This window comes from Pseudomonas sp. RG1, from assembly GCF_025910115.1.
GTDB classification, from domain to species: Bacteria; Pseudomonadota; Gammaproteobacteria; order Pseudomonadales; family Pseudomonadaceae; genus Aquipseudomonas; species Aquipseudomonas atacamensis.
Genome location: NZ_JAPCIK010000023.1, coordinates 101410 through 120494, shown reverse-complemented (window position 1 = coordinate 120494; position 19085 = coordinate 101410). Strand labels below are relative to the sequence as shown.

The 19085-nt window shown below is 61.3% G+C and carries 17 protein-coding genes; 7 read left to right on the top strand and 10 right to left on the bottom strand.

Going from position 1 to position 19085, the window contains the following annotated elements:
• Positions 1–179: 179 nt before the first annotated feature.
• Both OK411_RS15080 and OK411_RS15075 read right to left on the bottom strand, forming a co-directional pair.
• Positions 180–659: a DUF1348 family protein gene (locus OK411_RS15080; RefSeq protein ID WP_024012938.1), complete on the bottom strand. Its 480-nt coding sequence runs from the start codon at positions 657–659 to the stop codon at positions 180–182.
• Between the two features lie 54 nt (positions 660–713).
• Positions 714–1277, bottom strand: coding sequence for a TetR/AcrR family transcriptional regulator (locus tag OK411_RS15075; protein ID WP_110600628.1), 564 nt, complete (start codon positions 1275–1277; stop codon positions 714–716).
• A 246-nt stretch (positions 1278–1523) separates the two neighbouring features.
• On the opposite strand from OK411_RS15075, the gene pssA reads away from it, so the two are divergent.
• Entirely contained in the window at positions 1524–2867 is a 1344-nt protein-coding gene (gene pssA, locus OK411_RS15070; RefSeq protein WP_122507334.1) for a CDP-diacylglycerol--serine O-phosphatidyltransferase, read from the top strand.
• Positions 2868–2975: 108 nt separating this feature from the next.
• Here pssA and efeO (OK411_RS15065) read toward each other — a convergent pair whose 3' ends face one another.
• The 4 genes from efeO (OK411_RS15065) to efeU are packed head-to-tail and all read right to left on the bottom strand — an operon-like array spanning position 2976 to position 7175.
• Entirely contained in the window at positions 2976–3800 is an 825-nt protein-coding gene (efeO, locus tag OK411_RS15065; RefSeq protein WP_264365276.1) for an iron uptake system protein EfeO, read from the bottom strand.
• A 26-nt stretch (positions 3801–3826) separates the two neighbouring features.
• Complete coding sequence (efeB, locus tag OK411_RS15060; RefSeq protein ID WP_217878139.1) at positions 3827–5125, bottom strand: iron uptake transporter deferrochelatase/peroxidase subunit; 1299 nt, start codon at positions 5123–5125, stop codon at positions 3827–3829.
• A 17-nt stretch (positions 5126–5142) separates the two neighbouring features.
• On the bottom strand, positions 5143–6327 hold the full coding sequence (gene efeO, locus OK411_RS15055; protein ID WP_225914373.1) for an iron uptake system protein EfeO: 1185 nt from the start codon (positions 6325–6327) through the stop codon (positions 5143–5145).
• Positions 6328–6335: 8 nt separating this feature from the next.
• Positions 6336–7175 carry an iron uptake transporter permease EfeU gene (efeU, locus tag OK411_RS15050; RefSeq protein WP_041480384.1) on the bottom strand — a complete coding sequence of 280 codons (840 nt, stop codon included), beginning with the start codon at positions 7173–7175 and terminating at the stop codon, positions 6336–6338.
• 273 nt (positions 7176–7448) lie between these two features.
• Between efeU and OK411_RS15045 the strand changes: the two genes are divergently transcribed.
• The 6 genes from OK411_RS15045 to OK411_RS15020 all read left to right on the top strand — a co-directional run bounded on the left by OK411_RS15045 (position 7449) and on the right by OK411_RS15020 (position 14359).
• A complete protein-coding gene (locus OK411_RS15045) occupies positions 7449–8465 on the top strand; it encodes an AraC family transcriptional regulator (protein ID WP_024012945.1) in 1017 nt (338 codons plus the stop codon).
• A 184-nt stretch (positions 8466–8649) separates the two neighbouring features.
• The gene (locus tag OK411_RS15040; protein WP_264365275.1) at positions 8650–10314 is read left to right on the top strand and encodes an AMP-binding protein; all 1665 of its coding nucleotides are present in this window, start codon (positions 8650–8652) and stop codon (positions 10312–10314) included.
• A gap of 18 nt (positions 10315–10332) precedes the next feature.
• Complete coding sequence (locus OK411_RS15035) at positions 10333–11094, top strand: SDR family NAD(P)-dependent oxidoreductase (RefSeq protein ID WP_122692596.1); 762 nt, start codon at positions 10333–10335, stop codon at positions 11092–11094.
• 12 nt (positions 11095–11106) lie between these two features.
• A complete protein-coding gene (locus OK411_RS15030) occupies positions 11107–12300 on the top strand; it encodes an acetyl-CoA C-acyltransferase (RefSeq protein WP_264365274.1) in 1194 nt (397 codons plus the stop codon).
• Between the two features lie 142 nt (positions 12301–12442).
• Entirely contained in the window at positions 12443–13570 is a 1128-nt protein-coding gene (locus OK411_RS15025) for an acyl-CoA dehydrogenase (protein ID WP_122507342.1), read from the top strand.
• 15 nt (positions 13571–13585) lie between these two features.
• Positions 13586–14359, top strand: coding sequence for an enoyl-CoA hydratase (locus OK411_RS15020; RefSeq protein ID WP_264365273.1), 774 nt, complete (start codon positions 13586–13588; stop codon positions 14357–14359).
• A gap of 172 nt (positions 14360–14531) precedes the next feature.
• Here OK411_RS15020 and OK411_RS15015 read toward each other — a convergent pair whose 3' ends face one another.
• From OK411_RS15015 to OK411_RS15000, 4 genes are all read right to left on the bottom strand, one after another.
• On the bottom strand, positions 14532–15683 hold the full coding sequence (locus OK411_RS15015; RefSeq protein WP_264365272.1) for an acyl-CoA dehydrogenase family protein: 1152 nt from the start codon (positions 15681–15683) through the stop codon (positions 14532–14534).
• Between the two features lie 3 nt (positions 15684–15686).
• Complete coding sequence (locus OK411_RS15010) at positions 15687–16793, bottom strand: enoyl-CoA hydratase/isomerase family protein (protein WP_264365271.1); 1107 nt, start codon at positions 16791–16793, stop codon at positions 15687–15689.
• A gap of 143 nt (positions 16794–16936) precedes the next feature.
• Entirely contained in the window at positions 16937–17623 is a 687-nt protein-coding gene (locus tag OK411_RS15005; RefSeq protein ID WP_016774721.1) for an HPP family protein, read from the bottom strand.
• Positions 17624–17779: 156 nt separating this feature from the next.
• The gene (locus tag OK411_RS15000) at positions 17780–18958 is read right to left on the bottom strand and encodes an MFS transporter (RefSeq protein ID WP_264365270.1); all 1179 of its coding nucleotides are present in this window, start codon (positions 18956–18958) and stop codon (positions 17780–17782) included.
• Between the last annotated feature and the right edge of the window lie 127 nt (positions 18959–19085).

The window sequence follows — 19085 nt, the reverse complement described above, 5'->3', positions numbered from 1 at the left end:
ATGTTACCTGTATCGAACTGTTGCGGCGAGCCAGAGCATGCCGTCCTCAATTACAGTCTGGAATACATTCCTGTGTAGGAGCTGCCGAAGGCTGCGATCTTCTGGGGCGCGTGGGAACGATCAAATCAAGATCAAAAGATCGCAGCCTTCGGCAGCTCCTACACAGGGGTGGGTTGGCTTTAGAGACCGAGTTCACTCAGCCCCGGATGATCATCCGGCCGGCGGCCCAGCGGCCAGTGGAATTTGCGCTCGCTTTCCTTGATCGGCATGTCGTTGATGCAGGCATAGCGCTGGAACATCAGGCCGTTGTCATCGAACTCCCAATTCTCGTTACCGTACGAGCGGAACCAGTTGCCGGAATCGTCGTGCCATTCATAGGCATAACGTACCGCGATACGCGTATCGGAGTAGGCCCAGAGTTCTTTGATCAAGCGATAATCCAGTTCCTTCGCCCATTTGCGCGTCAGAAACGCCTTGGCCTCTTCGCGGTTGTTAGCGAACTCGGCGCGATTGCGCCATTTGGTGTCGAGGGTGTAAGCGAGCGACACCTTCTCCGGATCGCGGCTGTTCCAGCCATCCTCGGCCAGACGCACCTTCTCGATCGCTGACGCATGGTTGAATGGCGGCAATGGCGGACGTACCTGGGGTGCAGTCGACATGTTCAATCTCCTGATTCATTTAATGTATGAACAACAAGTCCGGCTTATTAAGAGTTACAGGCCCAATAACTTTTGCGCCATGCATTGCGCATTATCGGCGGCACTGTGATCACCCATCACAAGCGCTACGGTAATGGCGCCTTCAATCAGGATCAGCAACTGTCTGGCCAATAGTTGCGGATCCTCGGCACCATATTCGGTACACAGCTTGCTCACGTAGTCGAGCAGCTTCTGTTTATGTTCTTTGGCCACCAGCCGCACTGGATCCTGCGGATCACCCGTTTCGCCACTGGTGTTGATAAAGGCACAGCCGCGAAAGCCTTCCGAGTCGAACCAGCCCTTGAGCACGGTAAACAGGTTGAGCAGGCGATCGGTCGGGGTTTCGGCCTGATCGACAGCATGTGTGAACCAGTGCATCCAGCGAATATCCCGCCGTTGCAGGGCTGCGACCACCAAGGCGTCCTTATCGGCAAAGTAACGGTAAATGCTTTTTCTGGAGACGCCGGCGGTCTTCACCAGAAGATCCATGCTGGTGGCAGCGATGCCACTTTTGTAGATCAACTTTTCGGTGACATCCAGAATGATGTCGCGTGTGTCATTGCTGATTGATTCGTTCATGTGGCGAACAGTAGAACGAGTGTTCTCCTTGGTCAAGCGAATTTCTTCGGCGTCCTGAAGGCGCTTTGAATGATCGTTCCCACACTCTGCGTGGGAACGCAGCCCGGGACGCTCTGCGTCCATTGAGGCATGCCCACGCAGAGCGTGGGAACGATCAGGTTCCGGGCGTTCACAGACACTGACAAGACCCGGCGCAGACGATGGTGTAAGCTCTCAAACTCTTCGGAATCGAACCTTGCGAGCCTTATGCCGTTGCTTTTCAAACGTTCTCTGCTGCCTAAACTGCGCAGCTTCGCGCTGACCGCCGAGGCGGTGAGCATTCTGTCCAGTGCTGCCGAATTCCGACGCTGCCTGCTCGAGCAAATCGCCGCAGCGACCCAGCGCATCTACATCGTCGCGCTGTATTTGCAGCAGGACGAAGCCGGTCAGGAAATCCTCGATGCCCTGCACGCGGCCAAGCTCAAGCGTCCCGAGCTGGAAATCGCCGTGGTGGTTGACTGGTTGCGCGCCCAGCGCGGCCTGATCGGCGCTGGAAAACAGCCGGGCAACGCCGCCTGGTATCAGGACATGACCCGCACGCACCAGAGCGAAGTGCCGATCTACGGCGTGCCGGTGCAGACCCGCGAGCTGTTCGGCGTGCTGCACCTCAAAGGCTTCGTGATTGACGACAAGGTGGTCTACAGCGGCGCCAGCCTCAACAACGTTTACTTGCACAAACTCGACAAGTACCGTTTCGACCGTTACCACGTGCTGCACAGTCGCGAGCTTGCGGATTCGATGCATCACCTGGTCAAGCATGGCCTGATCGAATCGAAAGCCGTGCACCGTCTCGACCTGCCCAACCTGCCGACTACCCGCAGCCTGCGCAACGACATCGGCGACCTGCGCAGTCGCCTCAAGTATGCGACTTACGACACCGGCGCCGGCAGCACCAGCCGAGAAGGGCTGTCGGTCACGCCACTGCTCGGCGTCGGCAAGAACAACCCGCTGAACCGGGCGATTCTCGAACTGATTGCCAGCGCGCAAAAGCAGCTGACTATCTGCACGCCGTACTTCAACCTGCCGCTGGGTGTGATTCGTGAGATCAACCGCGCGCTGGCCCGTGGCGTGAAGATCGATATCGTGGTCGGCGACAAGACCGCCAACGATTTCTACATTCCGCCCAGCGAGCCGTTCAAGGTGATCGCCGCGCTGCCGTATCTGTACGAGATCAGCCTGCGCCGCTTCGCCAAACGCCATCAGCACAGCATCGACAGTGGCCAGTTGAACCTGCACTTGTGGCGCGACGGTGACAACACCTATCACCTCAAGGGCATGTGGATCGATCAGCGCTACACCTTGCTGACTGGCAACAACCTCAATCCGCGCGCGTTTCGCCTCGACCTGGAAAACGCGCTGCTGATCGAAGACCCGAAAGGCGAGTGGCTGGAGCCACGGGCGAAAGAGCTGGAAAACATCTTCCGCCATACCACGCGGATCGATAACTTCCAGACGCTTGAAACGCTGCCGGATTACCCGGCAGGGGTGGCGAAGTTTCTCAAGCGGGTGAGTCGGGTGAGGATTGAACGGTTGCTCTACCGGATTCTCTGATCGCTAAAAGCAAAAGATCGCAGCCTTCGGCAGCTCCTACAGGATGTACACCGCCCAATGTAGGAGCTGCCGAAGGCTGCGATCTTTGCTACTGACGAACCAATTCTGTCAATTCAGCCCCAACTTCCCGCGCATCATCGACAAATCCTCCGCCAGCGTATTCACCGGCCCGACCAGCGCTTTGCGGTCGTTGTCCTTGACCTTGTCATAGGTCTCAAATCCGCCATCCGCAGCCTTGTACTTGGCCAGAATCCTGTCGACCGTTGCGAAGTTCTTGTCGACTTTCGCTACGAACGCCTTGTCCTGCTGTTCGATCTGCGGGCGGAACAAGTCGACGATTTTCTTGGCGCCGTCGATATTGCCCTGGAAGTCATACAGGTCGGTGTGGCTGTAGCGGTCCTCCTCGCCGGAAATCTTCGTCGCCGCCACTTCTTCCAACAGCGCAGCAGCGCCGCCAACGACTTTCTCCGGCGGGAAGGTCAGACCGGCCACACGGCTTTGCAGATCCTGCACGTCTTTGTTCAAACCGTCGGCCAATGCGTCCAGGCCTTTGGTGGATTTCTCCGCGAACAACGAATACTCGATCCGGTGAAAGCCAGTGAAGTCTTCGGCCTTTACGCCTTTTTCGTGATCGTCGACGCGAGAATCGATGGACGCATCGAGATCGCTGAACAGCTCGGCGATCGGCTCGATCGATTCGTAATAGACCCGCGTCGGCGCGTAGAGCTTCTGCGCGGTAGCCAAGTCGCCTTTCTTCACCGCGTCGGTGAACTGCTGGGTGTGGCTGGCCAGTTCATCGAGCTTTTCGGTGACGTAAATCTTGTAGTCCGACACCGGCCCCACCAGATCCAGCGGCGCGGTCGCGGCGAACGCCGCCAGCGGGGTGTTGAGCAAACCAAGGGTCAGCAATAACGCGAGTGGCGTTTTTTTCATGGGGCGGCTCCAGTGTCGGTTGGGTGTCATGCGGTTTTGTTTTGGGAGGTCGCAGCCAGTAACGAGCGACCGATGAAATCGTCTTCGCCGGTCACTCCGGGCAGGGTGAAGAAGTAACCGCCGCCGACCGGTTTGAGATATTCCTCAAGCGGCTCGCCATTGAGTCGGGTTTGCACGGTGATAAAGCCTTTTTCCAGATCGGCCTGGTAGCAGATGAACAGCAGGCCCATGTCGAGCTGGCCGTTCTTGTTGACGCCGTTGGAGTAGTTGAACGGCCGGCGCAGGATCAGATTGGCCTGGGTCGCGGCGGTGCGCGGGTTGGCCAGACGAATGTGCGCATCGAGCCTGGTCAGCTTGCCGGCCGGGTCTTTGCTGTAATCCGGCACTTCGCTTTCCTTGTGGCCGCCGATGGGCGCGCCGCTGCTCTTGACCCGGCCGAGAATACTTTCCTGCTCCTGCAACGGCGTGCGATCCCAGCGCTCGACGAAGTTGCGGATGATGCGCACCGCTTGATAACTGCCGTGGGCAGCCCAGGCCGGTTCGTCACTGTCCGGTTGTACCCAGACAATCCGCTCCATGGCCTTGGCGTCGTTGGAATCGGGGTTGGCCGAGCCATCGCGAAAACCGAGAAAGTTGCGCGCCGACTGCGCCGGTACGCCGGGTTTGGCCGGCGCTTGCGGCGGCACGCTGCCTTCCTGTTTCCAGCGCACAAGCAGCAGGTCAGGCAGGTTTTTTACGATGTCGCGCAGGGCGTGAATGTTGGTGTCGGCGGTGTTGGCGCAGAACTGCAGACTGAGATCGCCATGGCAGCAATCGGCGTCCAGCGCATCGTTGGGAAAACCGACCATGCGTTGCAGACGCTTGGGCTTTGCCGCCGCCAGACCGAAGCGCTCGTCGAACAGCGAATCGCCGACAGAAACGGTGATGGTCAGGTTGTCCGGGGTGACCACCGGGCCGAGGATGCCGGAGTCCAGCGGTGGCAGTTTCGGGTCGATCTGCGCGACCGGGCCGCCCTTCATCAAAAACGCGATGCGTTCGTTGAGGGTGCGGAACAGCCGCTCGAGGTCTTCGCGATCGCTGGCCAGCACATCGAACGCCACCAGCATCCCGGAGGCCGGGCGTGGGGTGACGATGCCGGTCTGGTGCAGACCGTGGAAATCGTGGCGGTCTTCGGTCTTGTCGCTGCTCGGCGCTTCGGTGACTTGCGCAGGCTGCGCGGCCATGGCCGGGCAGCTCAGCGCCGATCCGGCAAGGGCGACACCAGCGGCGCCCATGCCCATCAGCACGCGACGTCGTTGCAGGTTGAGAGGTTCTGAATCGTTCATCTGTCGTGGTCTTCTGCTTACAGGCCGGAAAGGCCGAGGGCGGGGTCGATGCCATCCATTGCCGCGGCCAGAGCCTTGGCTTTGGCGGCGATCTGCTGGCGTTGCGCGGCGGTCACGGCGTCGTAACTGACGTAGCCATCGGCGGATTTGAACGCGTTGAGCTGGTTGTCGAAGTCACTCATGGCCTGGTCGACATTCGCCAACACGTCAGCGGAGGATTTGCTCAGCATCGGCCGCAACAGGTCGACGACCTTGCGCGCGGTCTGCGCGTTGGCGGCGAAACCGTTGAGATCGCTGTGGCTGTAGCGTTCTTCCTCGCCGCTGCCGGCGCGCACCTCGGCGAGGCTGTTGAGGTTGCGCACAACGATGCTCACCAATTGCTCCGGCGGCAGCGACTGCGCGAGCAACTGTTGCTTGAGGGTGGTGACGTCAGCGTGCAAGCGCTGGGCAATCGGCGTGACATCGTCGAGATTGCGCTGCTGGAACAGCGCGTATTCGAGGCGATGGAAACCGACAAAGGCCGGATCCTGCTCGCGCTTTTCGAAATAATCGGCGCGGGCATTGATCTGATTGTCGAGCTCGGCCAGGCGCTGCGCCGCCGGCGCCAGACGCTGATAAGCGGCACGCGCCGGCAGGTACAACGCTTGCGCCTGCGCCAGATCGCCACTGGCGATCGCCTGATTCAGCGCCGTCGCCGCTTTGATCAACGCGCTGCCCTGAACGGCCAGATACACGCGAAATTCCGACAGCGGCCCGACGAACGCCACCATCGACGGCTTGGCCTTGGCGGCGGCATCGGAAGCGGCCGTGGGTGTGACGTGCAAGGTGCCGCGCGGGTTGCTGAGCAGGCCGCAAGTGATCGCATAGTCGCCCGGTTGCAGGTTGGCGTTGATCACTTGGCTCAGGCCCGGCGCGATGTTTTCCCGCTCTTCGACCACCAGCACGCCGTCGAGAATTTCCCACTCGACCGCACGCTCGGAGCGGTTGACGATGCGGAAACTCGCGCGGCCGGCCGGCACCGTCAGTGCGTTCGGCTCGCAACTGTGTGGATGGATGTTGACGACGATTTCGTCGTGGTTGTGCTGACGCTTGGCGGCGGCCATGTTCGAGGCGTACCAGAACAGCCCGCCGGCGGCGATCATCAGCAGCACCGAGCCGGCCAGCGCCCAACGCAGGGCCGGAGGGGTTTGGATAGTAGACATGAAGGGCCTTATTGGCTGGAAACGGAAGTGGTTGGCGTCGCCTGGCGAGGCGCGGGCATGAAGAACATCACCAGTGCCAGCAGCAGATAAATCAGGTACGCGCCCAAGGTGCTGACGGTCGGCGCATCCTGATAACCGAACATGCCGGCCAGCACCGAGCCCAGCGGGCCGTCCATCGGCAGCGTCGCGCTGAAGTCGAACAGCACCGTTTGCAGGTGATTCCACAGCCCGGCTTCATGCAGCGCCTGCACCGAGTTGGCGAGAATCCCGGCGGCGACCACGAGGATGAACAATCCGGTCCACTTGAAGAACGCCGAGAGATTGAGGCGCATGCTGCCGCTGTAGATCAGGAAACCGACGATCACCGCCAGGATCAGGCCGAGCAGGGCGCCAATCGGTGCGCCCGGGCCTTCGCTCTGCTGGAACACGGCGAGCAGGAAGAACACCGTTTCCAGGCCTTCGCGAGCGACGGCGAAGAAGACCATGGCGATCAACGCAATCACCTGATGCCTGGATTGCGTCAGCGCCTGATCCAGCGAGGCTTGCAGCGAGTGCTTGATCGACCGCGCGACCTTGCGCATCCAGAACACCATCGAACTGAGAATGCCCACGGCGACCAGACCGACCACGCCTTCGAACAACTCCTGCTGCTTTTGCGGGAATTCAGCGCTGACCAGCTCCAGACCACCACCGACCAGCAGGGCAAGGGCGGCGGCGAGGAAGACGCCGATCCATACCGCTGGCATCCATTGGCCACGGCCGGTCTGCTGCAAATAACTGGCAATGATGCCGACGATGAGCGCGGCCTCGATGCCTTCGCGCAACATGATCAAAAAGGGAACGAGCATTGGCTAGCCACAGCGATTTAGATAGGAGGCTAAGTTGTAACATAATGACACTCATTCCCAAATGGCATACATTGACATTTAGCTGAACCTTAGCTGAACAACTGTGATTCCTGTGGGAGCGAGCCTGCTCGCGAATGCGGTGTGCCTGTGACATTTGTTTATCTGACACACCGCGTTCGCGAGCAGGCTCGCTCCCACATTGGTCCTGCGGTGAAATCAGGAGCTGAGGTAAGATGCCCACCACCCAAAAAACAACAAGGCTCACCTCGCTCCATGGCGGAAAAAGACACCATTGCCATTCAACTGGTGCGCGAAGCGCTGCTGCAAAGTTGCGCCCCGGGCGCGGCGACGGATGAGGCGTTGAGCAAGGTCGGCATCGATCCGGCTTTGTTAGCGGCCGATGAGGGCAGGGTGCCGGCCTCGCAATACGCCAGACTCTGGCGCCTGCTGGCACGACGCGGTGATGACGAGTTCTTCGGCATGGACCCACGCCCGCTCAAGTCCGGCAGCCTGGCGTTTCTGTGTCGCAGCGCAATGGCGCAACCGACGCTGGCGGCGGCGCTGGATACCGGTCTGACGTTCCTGTCGCTGATGCTGGAAAAACTGCCGGCGCAACTGGTGCATCAGCAGAGCCTGGCGGAAATCGTCCTGCTCGAAGACGACGCCGAACCGCGCCGCGCCTTCACCTATTTCACTTACTGGATGATCGTGCACGGCGTCGCGTGCTGGCTGGCCGGGCGGCGGATTCCGATTCTGGCGATTGAACTGCGCTGCGCCGAACCTGATTTCACTGACGACTATCGGGTGATGTTTTCGGAAAACCTGCGCTTCGAACGTCCGCGCACACGAATGATCTTTTCCGCCGATTGTCTCGATCTGCCGATCAAGCGCAGTGCCGAAGAACTCAAGCGCTTCCTGGCCCAGGCGCCGGCGAACATTCTGGTCAAGTACCGCGACCCCGACAGCCTCGCCAGCCGGATCAAGCAGGATCTGCGGCAAGTGCCCGCCGAGCACTGGCCGGAAACCGAGGCGCTGGCCCAGCAACTGTGCATGTCCGCGTCGACATTACGCCGGCGTCTGGCCGAGGAAGGGCAGACTTATCAGGGTCTCAAGGACAGTGTGCGCAAGGAGCTCGCAATCACTTGGCTGGCAGAGCCTTCGATCAGTTTCGTCGAGATTGCTGCACGGCTGGGTTTTGCTGATGCCAGTTCGTTCTACAAGGCGTTTCGCAAGTGGTCCGGGTCGAACCCGGGGCATTACCGCACACTGATCCTTAATGAGGTGGTCTGACCCGACGCCTGCGCGAGCAGGCTCGCTCCCACCCAGGGCCGCGTGACCATTCCCCTCAAAAGGCTTGGCCAAACCAGTCAGCCACTTTGATAACTTTGACCATTGCCCCAAGCCCCGCGCGGCGCGACTATCCCTGTGTTGTTTACGGTTCCCAGCCTAATAAAAACACCGAGGGATTCTGGCAATGCGCGATTACTTGTCTGCCACCGAACAGTTCGATTATCAGCACACCGTCGACGCGTCGCTCAGCGGTACGCTGGCGGCACTCAACGCCTGCATCGAATGTTGCGACCGCCATGCGTTGCCCGGGCGCATTGCGTTGTTCTGGGAAGGTCGCGACGGCTCAAGTGCGACTTACACCTTCACTGATCTGCAAGACAAAGCCGCGCGTTTCGCCAATTTCCTCCTCGCCCAGGGCGTGCAGAAGGGCGATAAAGTCGCCGGCCTGCTGCCGCGCAACGTCGAATTACTCATCACCGTGCTCGCCACCTGGCGCATCGGCGCGGTGTATCAGCCGCTATTCACCGCGTTCGGCCCCAAAGCCCTCGAACATCGCCTGAACAGTTCCGGGGCGAAAGTCGTCGTCACCGACGCGGTCAATCGCCCCAAGCTCAGTGAAGTCAGCGCATGCCCGACCATCGTCACCGTGGCCGGCGCCAAAGGTCAGGGCATTGTTCGCGGTGATTTCAGTTTCTGGGCTGAGCTGGCCAACTATTCCAATGTTTGCGAACCGGTGTTACTGACCGGCGAAGACCCGTTCCTGCTGATGTTCACCTCGGGCACCACGGGGCCGGCGAAGGCACTGTCAGTGCCGCTCAAAGCCATCGTCGCTTTCCAGAGCTACACCCGTGATGCGGTGGACCTGCGCCCCGAAGACGCGTTCTGGAACGTCGCCGACCCGGGCTGGGCCTATGGCATCTATTTCGGCGTGACCGGGCCGTTGGCGCTGGGCCACCCGATTACCTTCTACGATGGCCCGTTCACCCTCGAAAGCACCTGCCGGGTGATCAACAAATATGGCATCACCAATCTCACCGGCTCGCCCACTGCCTATCGTTTGCTGATTGCCGGTGGCGAGGAGTTCGCCAGATCGATCAAGGGCAAACTGCGCATCGTCAGCAGCGCCGGTGAGCCGCTGAACCCGGAAGTGATCCGCTGGTTCGCAGACAACCTCGAGGTGGTCATTCACGATCATTACGGCCAGACCGAACTGGGCATGGTGCTGTGCAACCACCACGGCCTCGAGCATCCGGTGCATGTCGGCGCCGCCGGTTTCGCTTCGCCGGGGCATCGCATCGTCGTGCTCGATGAGCAGTACAACGAACTCGGCGTCGGTCAGCCGGGCATTCTCGCCATCGACCGCCCGCAGTCGCCGATGTGCTGGTTCGGCGGCTACGAAGGCGCGCCGACCAAGGCCTTCGTCGGCAACTACTACCTGAGCGGCGACACCGTGGAATGGAACCCGGACGGCAGCATCAGCTTCGTCGGCCGCAGTGATGATGTGATCACCACTTCGGGCTACCGCGTCGGCCCGTTCGACGTGGAAAGTGCCCTGATCGAACACCCGGCCGTGGTCGAAGCGGCGGTCGTCGGCAAGCCCGACCCGGAACGCACCGAACTGGTCAAAGCCTTTGTCGTGCTGAGCGCGCAGTACCGCGCCGCGCCGGAGTTGGCCGAAGAGCTGCGCCAACACGTGCGCAAGCGTCTGGCCGCGCATTCGTACCCGCGTGAAATCGAATTTGTCAGCGAGTTGCCCAAAACCCCGAGTGGCAAATTGCAGCGCTTTATCTTGCGCAACCAGGAAATCGCCAAGGCTCAAGAGGCCGCGGCGCACAACGTTTCAGCTTGAATCCAAGGAAACACCGTCATGCAGATCGAAAACAAGGTTTTTATCGTCACCGGTGGCGCGTCAGGCCTCGGTGCCGCCAGCGCTGAATTGCTGGTCAGTGCCGGCGCCAAAGTCATGCTGGTCGACATGAACGCCGAAGCCGTCGCCGCGCAGGCCCAGCGCCTCGGTGCGCAAAGTGTGGTTGCCGACATCAGCAATGAAGCCGCCGCCGAAGCCGCTGTGCAGGCGACCGTTGCCGCATTTGGCAGCCTCAACGGCCTGATCAACTGCGCCGGCATCGTCCGTGGCGAGAAGATCCTCGGCAAGAACGGCCCGCACGCACTCAGCAGTTTCGCGCAAGTGATCAACGTCAACCTGATCGGCAGTTTCAACATGCTGCGCCTCGCCGCTGCGGCGATTGGCGAGAGCGAAGCCAATGCTGACGGTGAGCGCGGAGTAATCATCAACACCGCCTCGGTCGCAGCGTTCGACGGCCAGATCGGCCAGGCTGCGTACTCGGCATCCAAAGGCGCAATCGCCAGCCTGACCCTGCCAGCCGCCCGCGAACTGGCGCGCTTCGGCATCCGCGTGATGACCATCGCACCGGGCATTTTCGAAACGCCGATGATGGCCGGCATGACCCCGGAAGTGCGCGACTCGCTCGCCGCCGGCGTGCCATTCCCGCCGCGTCTGGGCAAGCCTGCCGAATACGCCGCGCTGGTGCGCCACATCATCGAAAACAGCATGCTCAACGGCGAGGTGATCCGTCTCGACGGCGCCTTGCGCATGGCCGCCAAGTAAGGAGGATTAGTCATGACTATGTCCAATGATCCGATTGTTATCGTCAGCGCCGTCCGCACACCGATGGGCGGTTTTCAAGGTGAACTGAAAAGCCTCACCGCACCGCAACTCGGCGCGGCGGCGATCAAGGCTGCGGTCGAACGCGCCGGTGTCGCCAGCGACGCGGTTGATGAAGTGCTGTTCGGTTGCGTATTGCCCGCCGGCCTTGGCCAGGCGCCGGCACGTCAGGCTGCGCTGGGCGCCGGGCTGGATAAATCGACGCGCTGCACCACGGTCAACAAAATGTGCGGCTCGGGCATGCAGACCACCATCATGGCCCACGACATGCTGCTCGCCGGCAGCGCCGACGTGGTGATTGCCGGCGGCATGGAAAGCATGTCCAACTCGCCGTACCTGCTCGATCGCGCCCGCGCCGGCTATCGCATGGGCCATGGCCGCGTGCTCGATTCGATGTTCCTCGACGGCCTCGAAGACGCCTACGACAAGGGCCGCCTGATGGGCACCTTCGCCGAGGATTGCGCCGAGGCCAACAGCTTCAGTCGTGAAGCGCAGGACGCTTTCGCCATTGCCTCGACCACCCGCGCGCAACAGGCGATCAAGGATGGCAGCTTCAAGGACGAAATCGTCCCGCTGACGGTGACCGTCGGCAAAGAGCAGGTGGTCATCAGCAACGATGAACAGCCGCCAAAAGCCAAACTCGACAAAGTCGCCTCGCTGAAACCGGCGTTCCGCGAGGGCGGCACGGTCACCGCGGCCAACTCCAGCTCGATTTCCGACGGCGCGGCGGCGCTGGTGCTGATGCGCCAGTCCCACGCGCAGCAACTGGGCCTCAAAGCGCTGGCGGTGATTCATGGCCACGCTGCGTTCGCTGATACCCCTGGCCTGTTTCCCACCGCACCGATTGGCGCGATCCAGAAACTGGTGAAGAAGACCGGTTGGGCGCTGGATCAGGTAGATCTGTTTGAAGTGAACGAAGCGTTTGCCGTGGTCGGCATGGCGGCGATGACGCACCTGGAGATTCCCCACGACAAGCTCAACGTGCACGGCGGCGCCTGCGCGCTGGGGCATCCGATCGGTGCGTCGGGGGCGCGGATTCTGGTGACGTTGCTCGCGGCGCTGCGGCAGAAACAACTCAAGCGCGGCATTGCAGCGATCTGCATTGGCGGCGGCGAAGCCACGGCCATGGCTGTGGAATGCGTTTACTGAAGGCGTCGCCGATCAACTGTGGGAGCGAGCCTGCTCGCGAAGACGTCGTTTCAGCCGGCACATGCGTGACTGATACACCGCTTTCGCGAGCAGGCTCGCTCCCACAGGGTTCTATGTCGTACTCAGATTTGAAGGAATCACCATGATCCCCAACGAAGACCAAACCCAGATCCGCGACATGGCCCGGCAGTTTGCCGAGGAGCGGCTCAAGCCGTTCGCCGCCGAGTGGGATCGCGAACACCGTTTCCCCAAGGAAGCCATCGCCGAGATGGCTGAGCTGGGCTTCTTCGGCATGCTCGTGCCGGAGCAGTGGGGCGGCTGTGACACCGGCTACCTGGCCTACGCCATGGCCCTGGAAGAAATCGCCGCCGGCGACGGTGCGTGCTCGACGATCATGAGCGTGCACAACTCGGTCGGCTGCGTGCCGATTCTCAAGTTCGGCAATGACGACCAGCGCGAGTGCTTCCTCAAACCATTGGCCAGCGGCGCCATGCTCGGTGCGTTCGCGCTGACCGAACCGCAGGCCGGTTCCGATGCCAGCAGCCTGAAAACCCGCGCGCGGCTGGAAGGCGATCACTACGTGCTCAACGGCTGCAAACAGTTCATCACCTCCGGGCAGAACGCCGGCATCGTGATCGTGTTCGCCGTGACCGACCCGAGCGCCGGCAAACGCGGGATCAGCGCGTTTATCGTGCCGACCGACTCGCCCGGCTACAAAGTCGCGCGGGTCGAAGACAAACTCGGCCAGCACGCCTCCGACACCTGCCAGATTCTCTTCGAAGATGTGAAAGTGCCGGTGGCCAATCGGCTGGGCGAGGAGGGCGAGGGCTACAAGATTGCCTTGGCCAACCTCGAAGGCGGCCGCGTCGGTATCGCCTCACAAGCCGTCGGTATGGCCCGCGCCGCGTTCGAGGCCGCGCGTGATTACGCCCGCGAGCGTGACACCTTCGGCAAGCCGATCATCGAGCATCAGGCCGTGGCGTTCCGCCTGGCGGACATGGCCACGCAAATTGCCGTCGCCCGGCAGATGGTGCATTACGCCGCAGCCTTGCGCGACAGCGGCCAACCGGCGCTGGTGGAGGCGTCGATGGCCAAGCTGTTCGCCTCGGAAATGGCCGAGAAGGTCTGTTCCATGGCCTTGCAAACCCTCGGCGGTTACGGTTACCTCAACGACTTCCCGCTGGAACGCATCTACCGCGACGTGCGCGTCTGCCAGATCTACGAAGGCACCAGCGACATTCAGCGCATGGTCATTTCGCGCAATCTCTGACAAGGAATTTTATTCATGACTTACGAAACGATTCTGCTGGAAACCCGCGACCGCGTCGGCCTGATCACCCTCAACCGGCCGCAGGCACTGAACGCGTTGAACGCGCAACTGGTCAGCGAAGTGAACCACGCCCTCGATACGCTGGAAGCCGATGCGCACATTGGCTGCATCGTCCTCACCGGTTCGAAAAAAGCTTTCGCCGCCGGCGCCGACATCAAGGAAATGGCTGAGCTGACCTATCCGCAGATCTACATGGACGATCTGTTCAGCGACAGCGATCGAGTGGCCAACCGACGCAAGCCAATCATCGCAGCGGTCAACGGCTTTGCCCTCGGCGGCGGCTGTGAACTGGCGCTGATGTGCGACTTCATCCTGGCTGGCGACAACGCCAAATTCGGCCAGCCGGAAATCAACCTCGGCGTGCTGCCGGGCATGGGCGGCACCCAGCGCCTGACCCGCGCCGTGGGCAAAGCCAAAGCCATGGAAATGTGCCTGAGCGGGCGCATGATCGACGCGGTCGAAGCCGAGCGCTGCGGCATCGTCGCGCGGATCGTGCCGAGCGATGAGCTGCTTGATGAGGCGCTGAAAGTTGCAGCGGTGATCGCCGGCAAGTCACTGCCGATTGCGATGATGATCAAGGAGAGCGTCAACCGCGCGTTCGAGGTCAACCTGAGCGAAGGCGTGCGCTTTGAGCGACGGGTGTTCCATGCCGCGTTTGCGACGCAGGATCAGAAGGAAGGGATGGCGGCCTTTATTGCCAAGCGTGAGGCTGCATTCCAAGGCAAATAGTGTGTGAGCTTCAAAAGCCCCTCACCCTAGCCCTCTCCCCAGGGAGAGGGGACTGACCGTGTGATATGGGCGAATTACGCCGACCTGAAAGGTTGCCGCTGAATCCGTAACCGACTCGGTCGGCTCCCTCTCCCTGGGGAGAGGGCTGGGGTGAGGGGAAGGGCCAACGCCATTACAACTGGTAGTTCTTCAAATCCCGCGCAATCACCATCCGCTGTATCTCGCTCGACCCTTCATAGATCTGAGTAATCCGCGCATCGCGGTAGTACTTCTCGACCGGGTAATCCTCCAGATAGCCATAGCCGCCATGAATCTGGATCGCCGACGAACAAACCTTCTCGGCCATTTCCGAAGCAAACAGCTTGGCCTGCGAAGCCTCAGACAAGCATGGTTTGCCCGCCGTCCTCAGCCGCGCCGCATGGAGGGTCAGCAACCGCGCGGCGTTGATCTGCATGTGCATGTCAGCCAGCAGATTGGCAATGCTCTGGTGCTCGATGATCGGCTTGTCGAATTGCACCCGGTCTTTCGAGTAGGCCAACGCCGCTTCAAACGCTGCCCGGGCGATACCCAATGCCTGCGCGGCGATGCCGATGCGTCCGCCTTCAAGGTTGGACAGGGCAATCGCCAGGCCTTTGCCACGCTCGCCGAGCAGATTGGCCTCGGGGATGCTGCAGTTGTTCAGCGTCACCGCGCAGGTGTCGGAAGCACGGATGCCCATCTTGTGTTCGGTGCGATCGACGATGAAACCCGGCGTGTCGGTCGGCACCAGAAATGCCGATAGACCTTTCTTGCCCAAGTCCGGATCGGTTACCGCGAAGACGATCGCCAGTTTCGCCCGTTTGCCATTGCTGACGAATTGCTTGGCACCGTTGATCACCCATTGGCCGTCGCGCAGTTCGGCGCGGGTGCGCAGGTTGTGCGCTTCGGAGCCGGCCTGGGGCTCGGTCAGGCAGAAGCAACCGATGGTCTGCCCACTGGCCAGATCAGCCAGCCAGGTCTGTTTCTGTTCGTCGCTGCCGTAGTTGAGCACCGGGCCGCAGCCGACCGAGTTGTGGATGCTCATGAACGCGCCGGTTGCGCCGTCACCGGCAGAGATTTCCTCAACCGCCAGCGCATAGGCGACGTAATCGACGTAGGTGCCGCCCCATTCCTCCGGTACAACCATGCCGAGCAGGCCCAGCTCGCCCATCTTCGCCACCAGGGCGTCGTCGATCCAGCCAGCCTTTTCCCAGGCCTGGGCGTGGGGCGCGATTTCGCCACGGGCAAAATCCCGGGCCATGTCGCGGATCATCACTTGTTCTTCAGTCAGTTCGAGACCGTGCATGACTCAGCTCCCGCTCTCATCAAAACCATGGAAGAAGCGCGCAACCTGCGCAGCGTCCAGCTCAGCGACGGTCGGCGGGTTCCAGCGCGGTGACTTGTCCTTGTCGATCAGCAGGGCGCGCACGCCTTCGATCAGGTCGCCACGGGCAAACCACTGGCGGTCCAGATGCAGCTCCAGCGCAAAGCAATTCTCCAGACTCAGGTGCCTGCCGCGACGGAGCATTTCCAGGGTCACGGCCATGGCCAGCGGCGAGCGGGTTTCCAGCAGATCCGCCGTGGTGACCGCCCATTCGTGGCTGTCGGCGACAGTGACGGCGCGCAATTGCTCGATCATGCTCGGCACGTTGGGAAGGGCGAAGAAGTGGTCGATGGCCGGGCGCAACGCGTGGAGGGGCGCATCGGGCAGGGTTTGCACGGCGTGCTTGGCCAGCAGGTTCTGCAGCGACTTCAGCGGCGTGTCCTGCCACTCCATCTGATCGAGTTTTTCGTCGAGCAGGGCCAGTTTGCTGCTGTCCAGATACCAGTCGGCGAGGCCGCAGTACAGCGCATCGGCCGCGCGAATCTGCACGCCGCTGACGCCCAGATAAATCCCCAGTTCACCGGGAATACGCGGCAGGAAGTAGCTGCCGCCGACGTCGGGGAAGTAACCGATCGCCACTTCCGGCATCGCCAAACGGCTCTTCTCGGTGACCACGCGCAGATCCGCGCCTTGCACCAGACCCATGCCGCCGCCGAGGACAAAACCGTCCATCAGGGCCAGCACCGGTTTGCGGTAGTAATGAATGGTCAGGTCGAGGGCGTATTCCTCGACGAAGAAATCTTCGTGCAGCGTGTCGCCGCTTTTGTAGCTGTCGTACAGCGAACGAATATCACCGCCGGCGCAAAAAGCCTTTTCCCCGGCACCGCGCAATACCACGGCGTGCACATCGGCGTCAGACGCCCAGGCATCGAGCTGCTGTTGCAGCAGACGAACCATGTCCAGGGTAATTGCATTGAGGCCCGCAGGGCGGTTGAGGGTCAGGTGGCCGATATGGTTGCGCACCTCGGCCAGCACGTCGTTTGGTATGGCATCCATGGACGGGGTCCGCCGGGATGAAGCCTGAGCTGTCATCTGTAACTCCCTGCTTTTTTATTGTCTTTATTCGAAAAGCCCGCGCGCGGGCGTTAGCGGATCGTAACAGTGCAAATTTGTCGTGTACAACGGGGATATGTGCAGGGGGAATCTGCGTTTTTACATGCCTCGAAATTGCGTGGTTATCGGAAGGTTTCGCTGATGCTGCGGCGCTTGGCGTGCAGTTCGCTGGCGTGGATCAGGCGTTCGAGGTCTTCGGGGGTGACGTCGATGAAAGCTTCCATGTCGGCCAGCGCCAGTTTCAAGTCTTCGGCGGTGATCGCCTGGCGGTCGACCGGGACCACTGGCGGTGCCGGGTCGGCAGCGCGTTTCGGATAGCGGATGCGGGTCAGGTTGTTATAGGCCAGCGCACTAATGAGCATGCACAGCGCGCCGAGCATCACCGGCTCCATGGCTTTCCAGTCCATGGCGATGGTTGCAGGGTCGGCGAGCACCAGTGTCAACGCCAATGCGCCGGCCGGCGGGTGCAGGCAACGCAGCCAGCACATCAGAATCACCGCCATGCCGGCGGCGAGGCAGGCGCTGCCCAGCGTACGGCCAAGCACATGGGCGACCAGCAAGGCGACCACGCCAGCACACAGGTAGCCGCCGAGAATCGACCATGGCTGGGCGAGGGCGCCGGAGGACACGGCGAACAGCAGCACCGCCGAAGCGCCGAGCGGGCCGACCAGGTGAAACGCAACGTCATGGCCGAACACCTGCGCGCACATCCACACACTGAACAGCGTGCCCAAGGCCATGCCGATCGCGGCACGGCTCCATTCAGTGGGGCGGGTGTTGATGGCAGCGGGCAACCAGCGAGCAAGCATGTAGAACTGATCCTTTACAAAATCCGGGGCAAAAAAAAGGACTTGTCCGGCATATCCGGAAAGCCCTCGAAGCGTTCCAACATTGGGGGAGGAACGCGCGTAGTTTGCCGATCAAACTCGATGCTGACAAATTCATATAAATGCAGTTTTAGTGCACTAATTTTGCATTGAAGTGGTGCGCCGCGCGCTGACGAAGCATAGATAACCGCCCAGCGCCGCCAAGCCGCTCAGGGCGTAGAACATGCTCGGCGCCGGCGTGTGCATCAGCAGAAACCCGCACAGCACCGGGCTCGCCCCACCGCCGAGTGCCGCCAGGTTCTGCGCGCCGTAGTAGCTGCCGCGCAGTGTCTCCGGGGCGAGGGTATCGACGAAGAGGAAGTCTGCCGGGTAAATGATCATCTCGCCCAAGGTGAAGATAAACATCGCCACGCACCAGCCGAGCAGGCTGTCCGCCAGACTGAAACCAATCAACCCGACGATGAACAGCGCAGTGCCGCCAGCAATCCAGTGACGCAGGTGTTCGCGGCTGAGCCAGCGACCGACCTGGTATTGCAGCAGGATCACTGTGATTGCGTTGCAGGCGAGCAGGGCGGCCATGGTGTCCAAGGTCTGTTGCTGGGTGTGGGTGACCAGCAGGTATTGCGACAGGTACAGGGTGAAGCGCCCGTGCACCAATGTGCTGAGCAGGCAGCCAAGGGTGAACAGCACCATGGTGCGGTCGTTTTTCAGGATCATCAGCGTGTTGAGGAAACTCTGCGGCGCGCTGGCGGCTGTTATCGGACGCACATCGCGGACTGCGCCGAGCAGCAGAAAAATACTGCCAATGGCGATCGCGCCGGCAACGATGAACGGCGCGGACGGTTGCACCCCGGCAATCACCACGCCAATCATCGGGCCGACGGCGTAGCCGATATTGGTCAGCGTGTAATTGAGGGAAAACGCCTTGACCCGCTGGCCCACCGGTAGGTTTTCACTGAGGATCGCCTTGGAGCCGATGAGGAACAGCGCCGACGCGGTTTCGCTGATGATCAGCACCAGGGTGACCAGATACAGGTTCTGCGCGAAGGTCAGCAGGATCAGGCCGATACCGCTGGAGAGCATGGCCACAATCAGCAACTGGCGCTTGTCCAGCTTGTCGATGATGTAGCCGCCGTACAGCGACAGCAGCGTGGCGCTGAACACGGCGATGCCGAGCAGCAAGCCGACATCCTGCGGATTGAGGCCAAGCTTGTTGCTGAGGAACAGCGTCAGCAACGGGCTGACCAGGGCGCGGCTGATGACCACGGTCAGCGAGCTGATCATCAACCGGCGAATGAACGGCGAATACATGGCCACGGAAGGGGAATGTCCTTATTCGGAATGGCTGGCGAACGCCATCCTCTCTGGGCAGCCGCCACCGGTCAAGCTGATACACCAGCGTCCTTCGGCGCACATGACTTCCCTGTGGGAGCGAGCCTGCTCG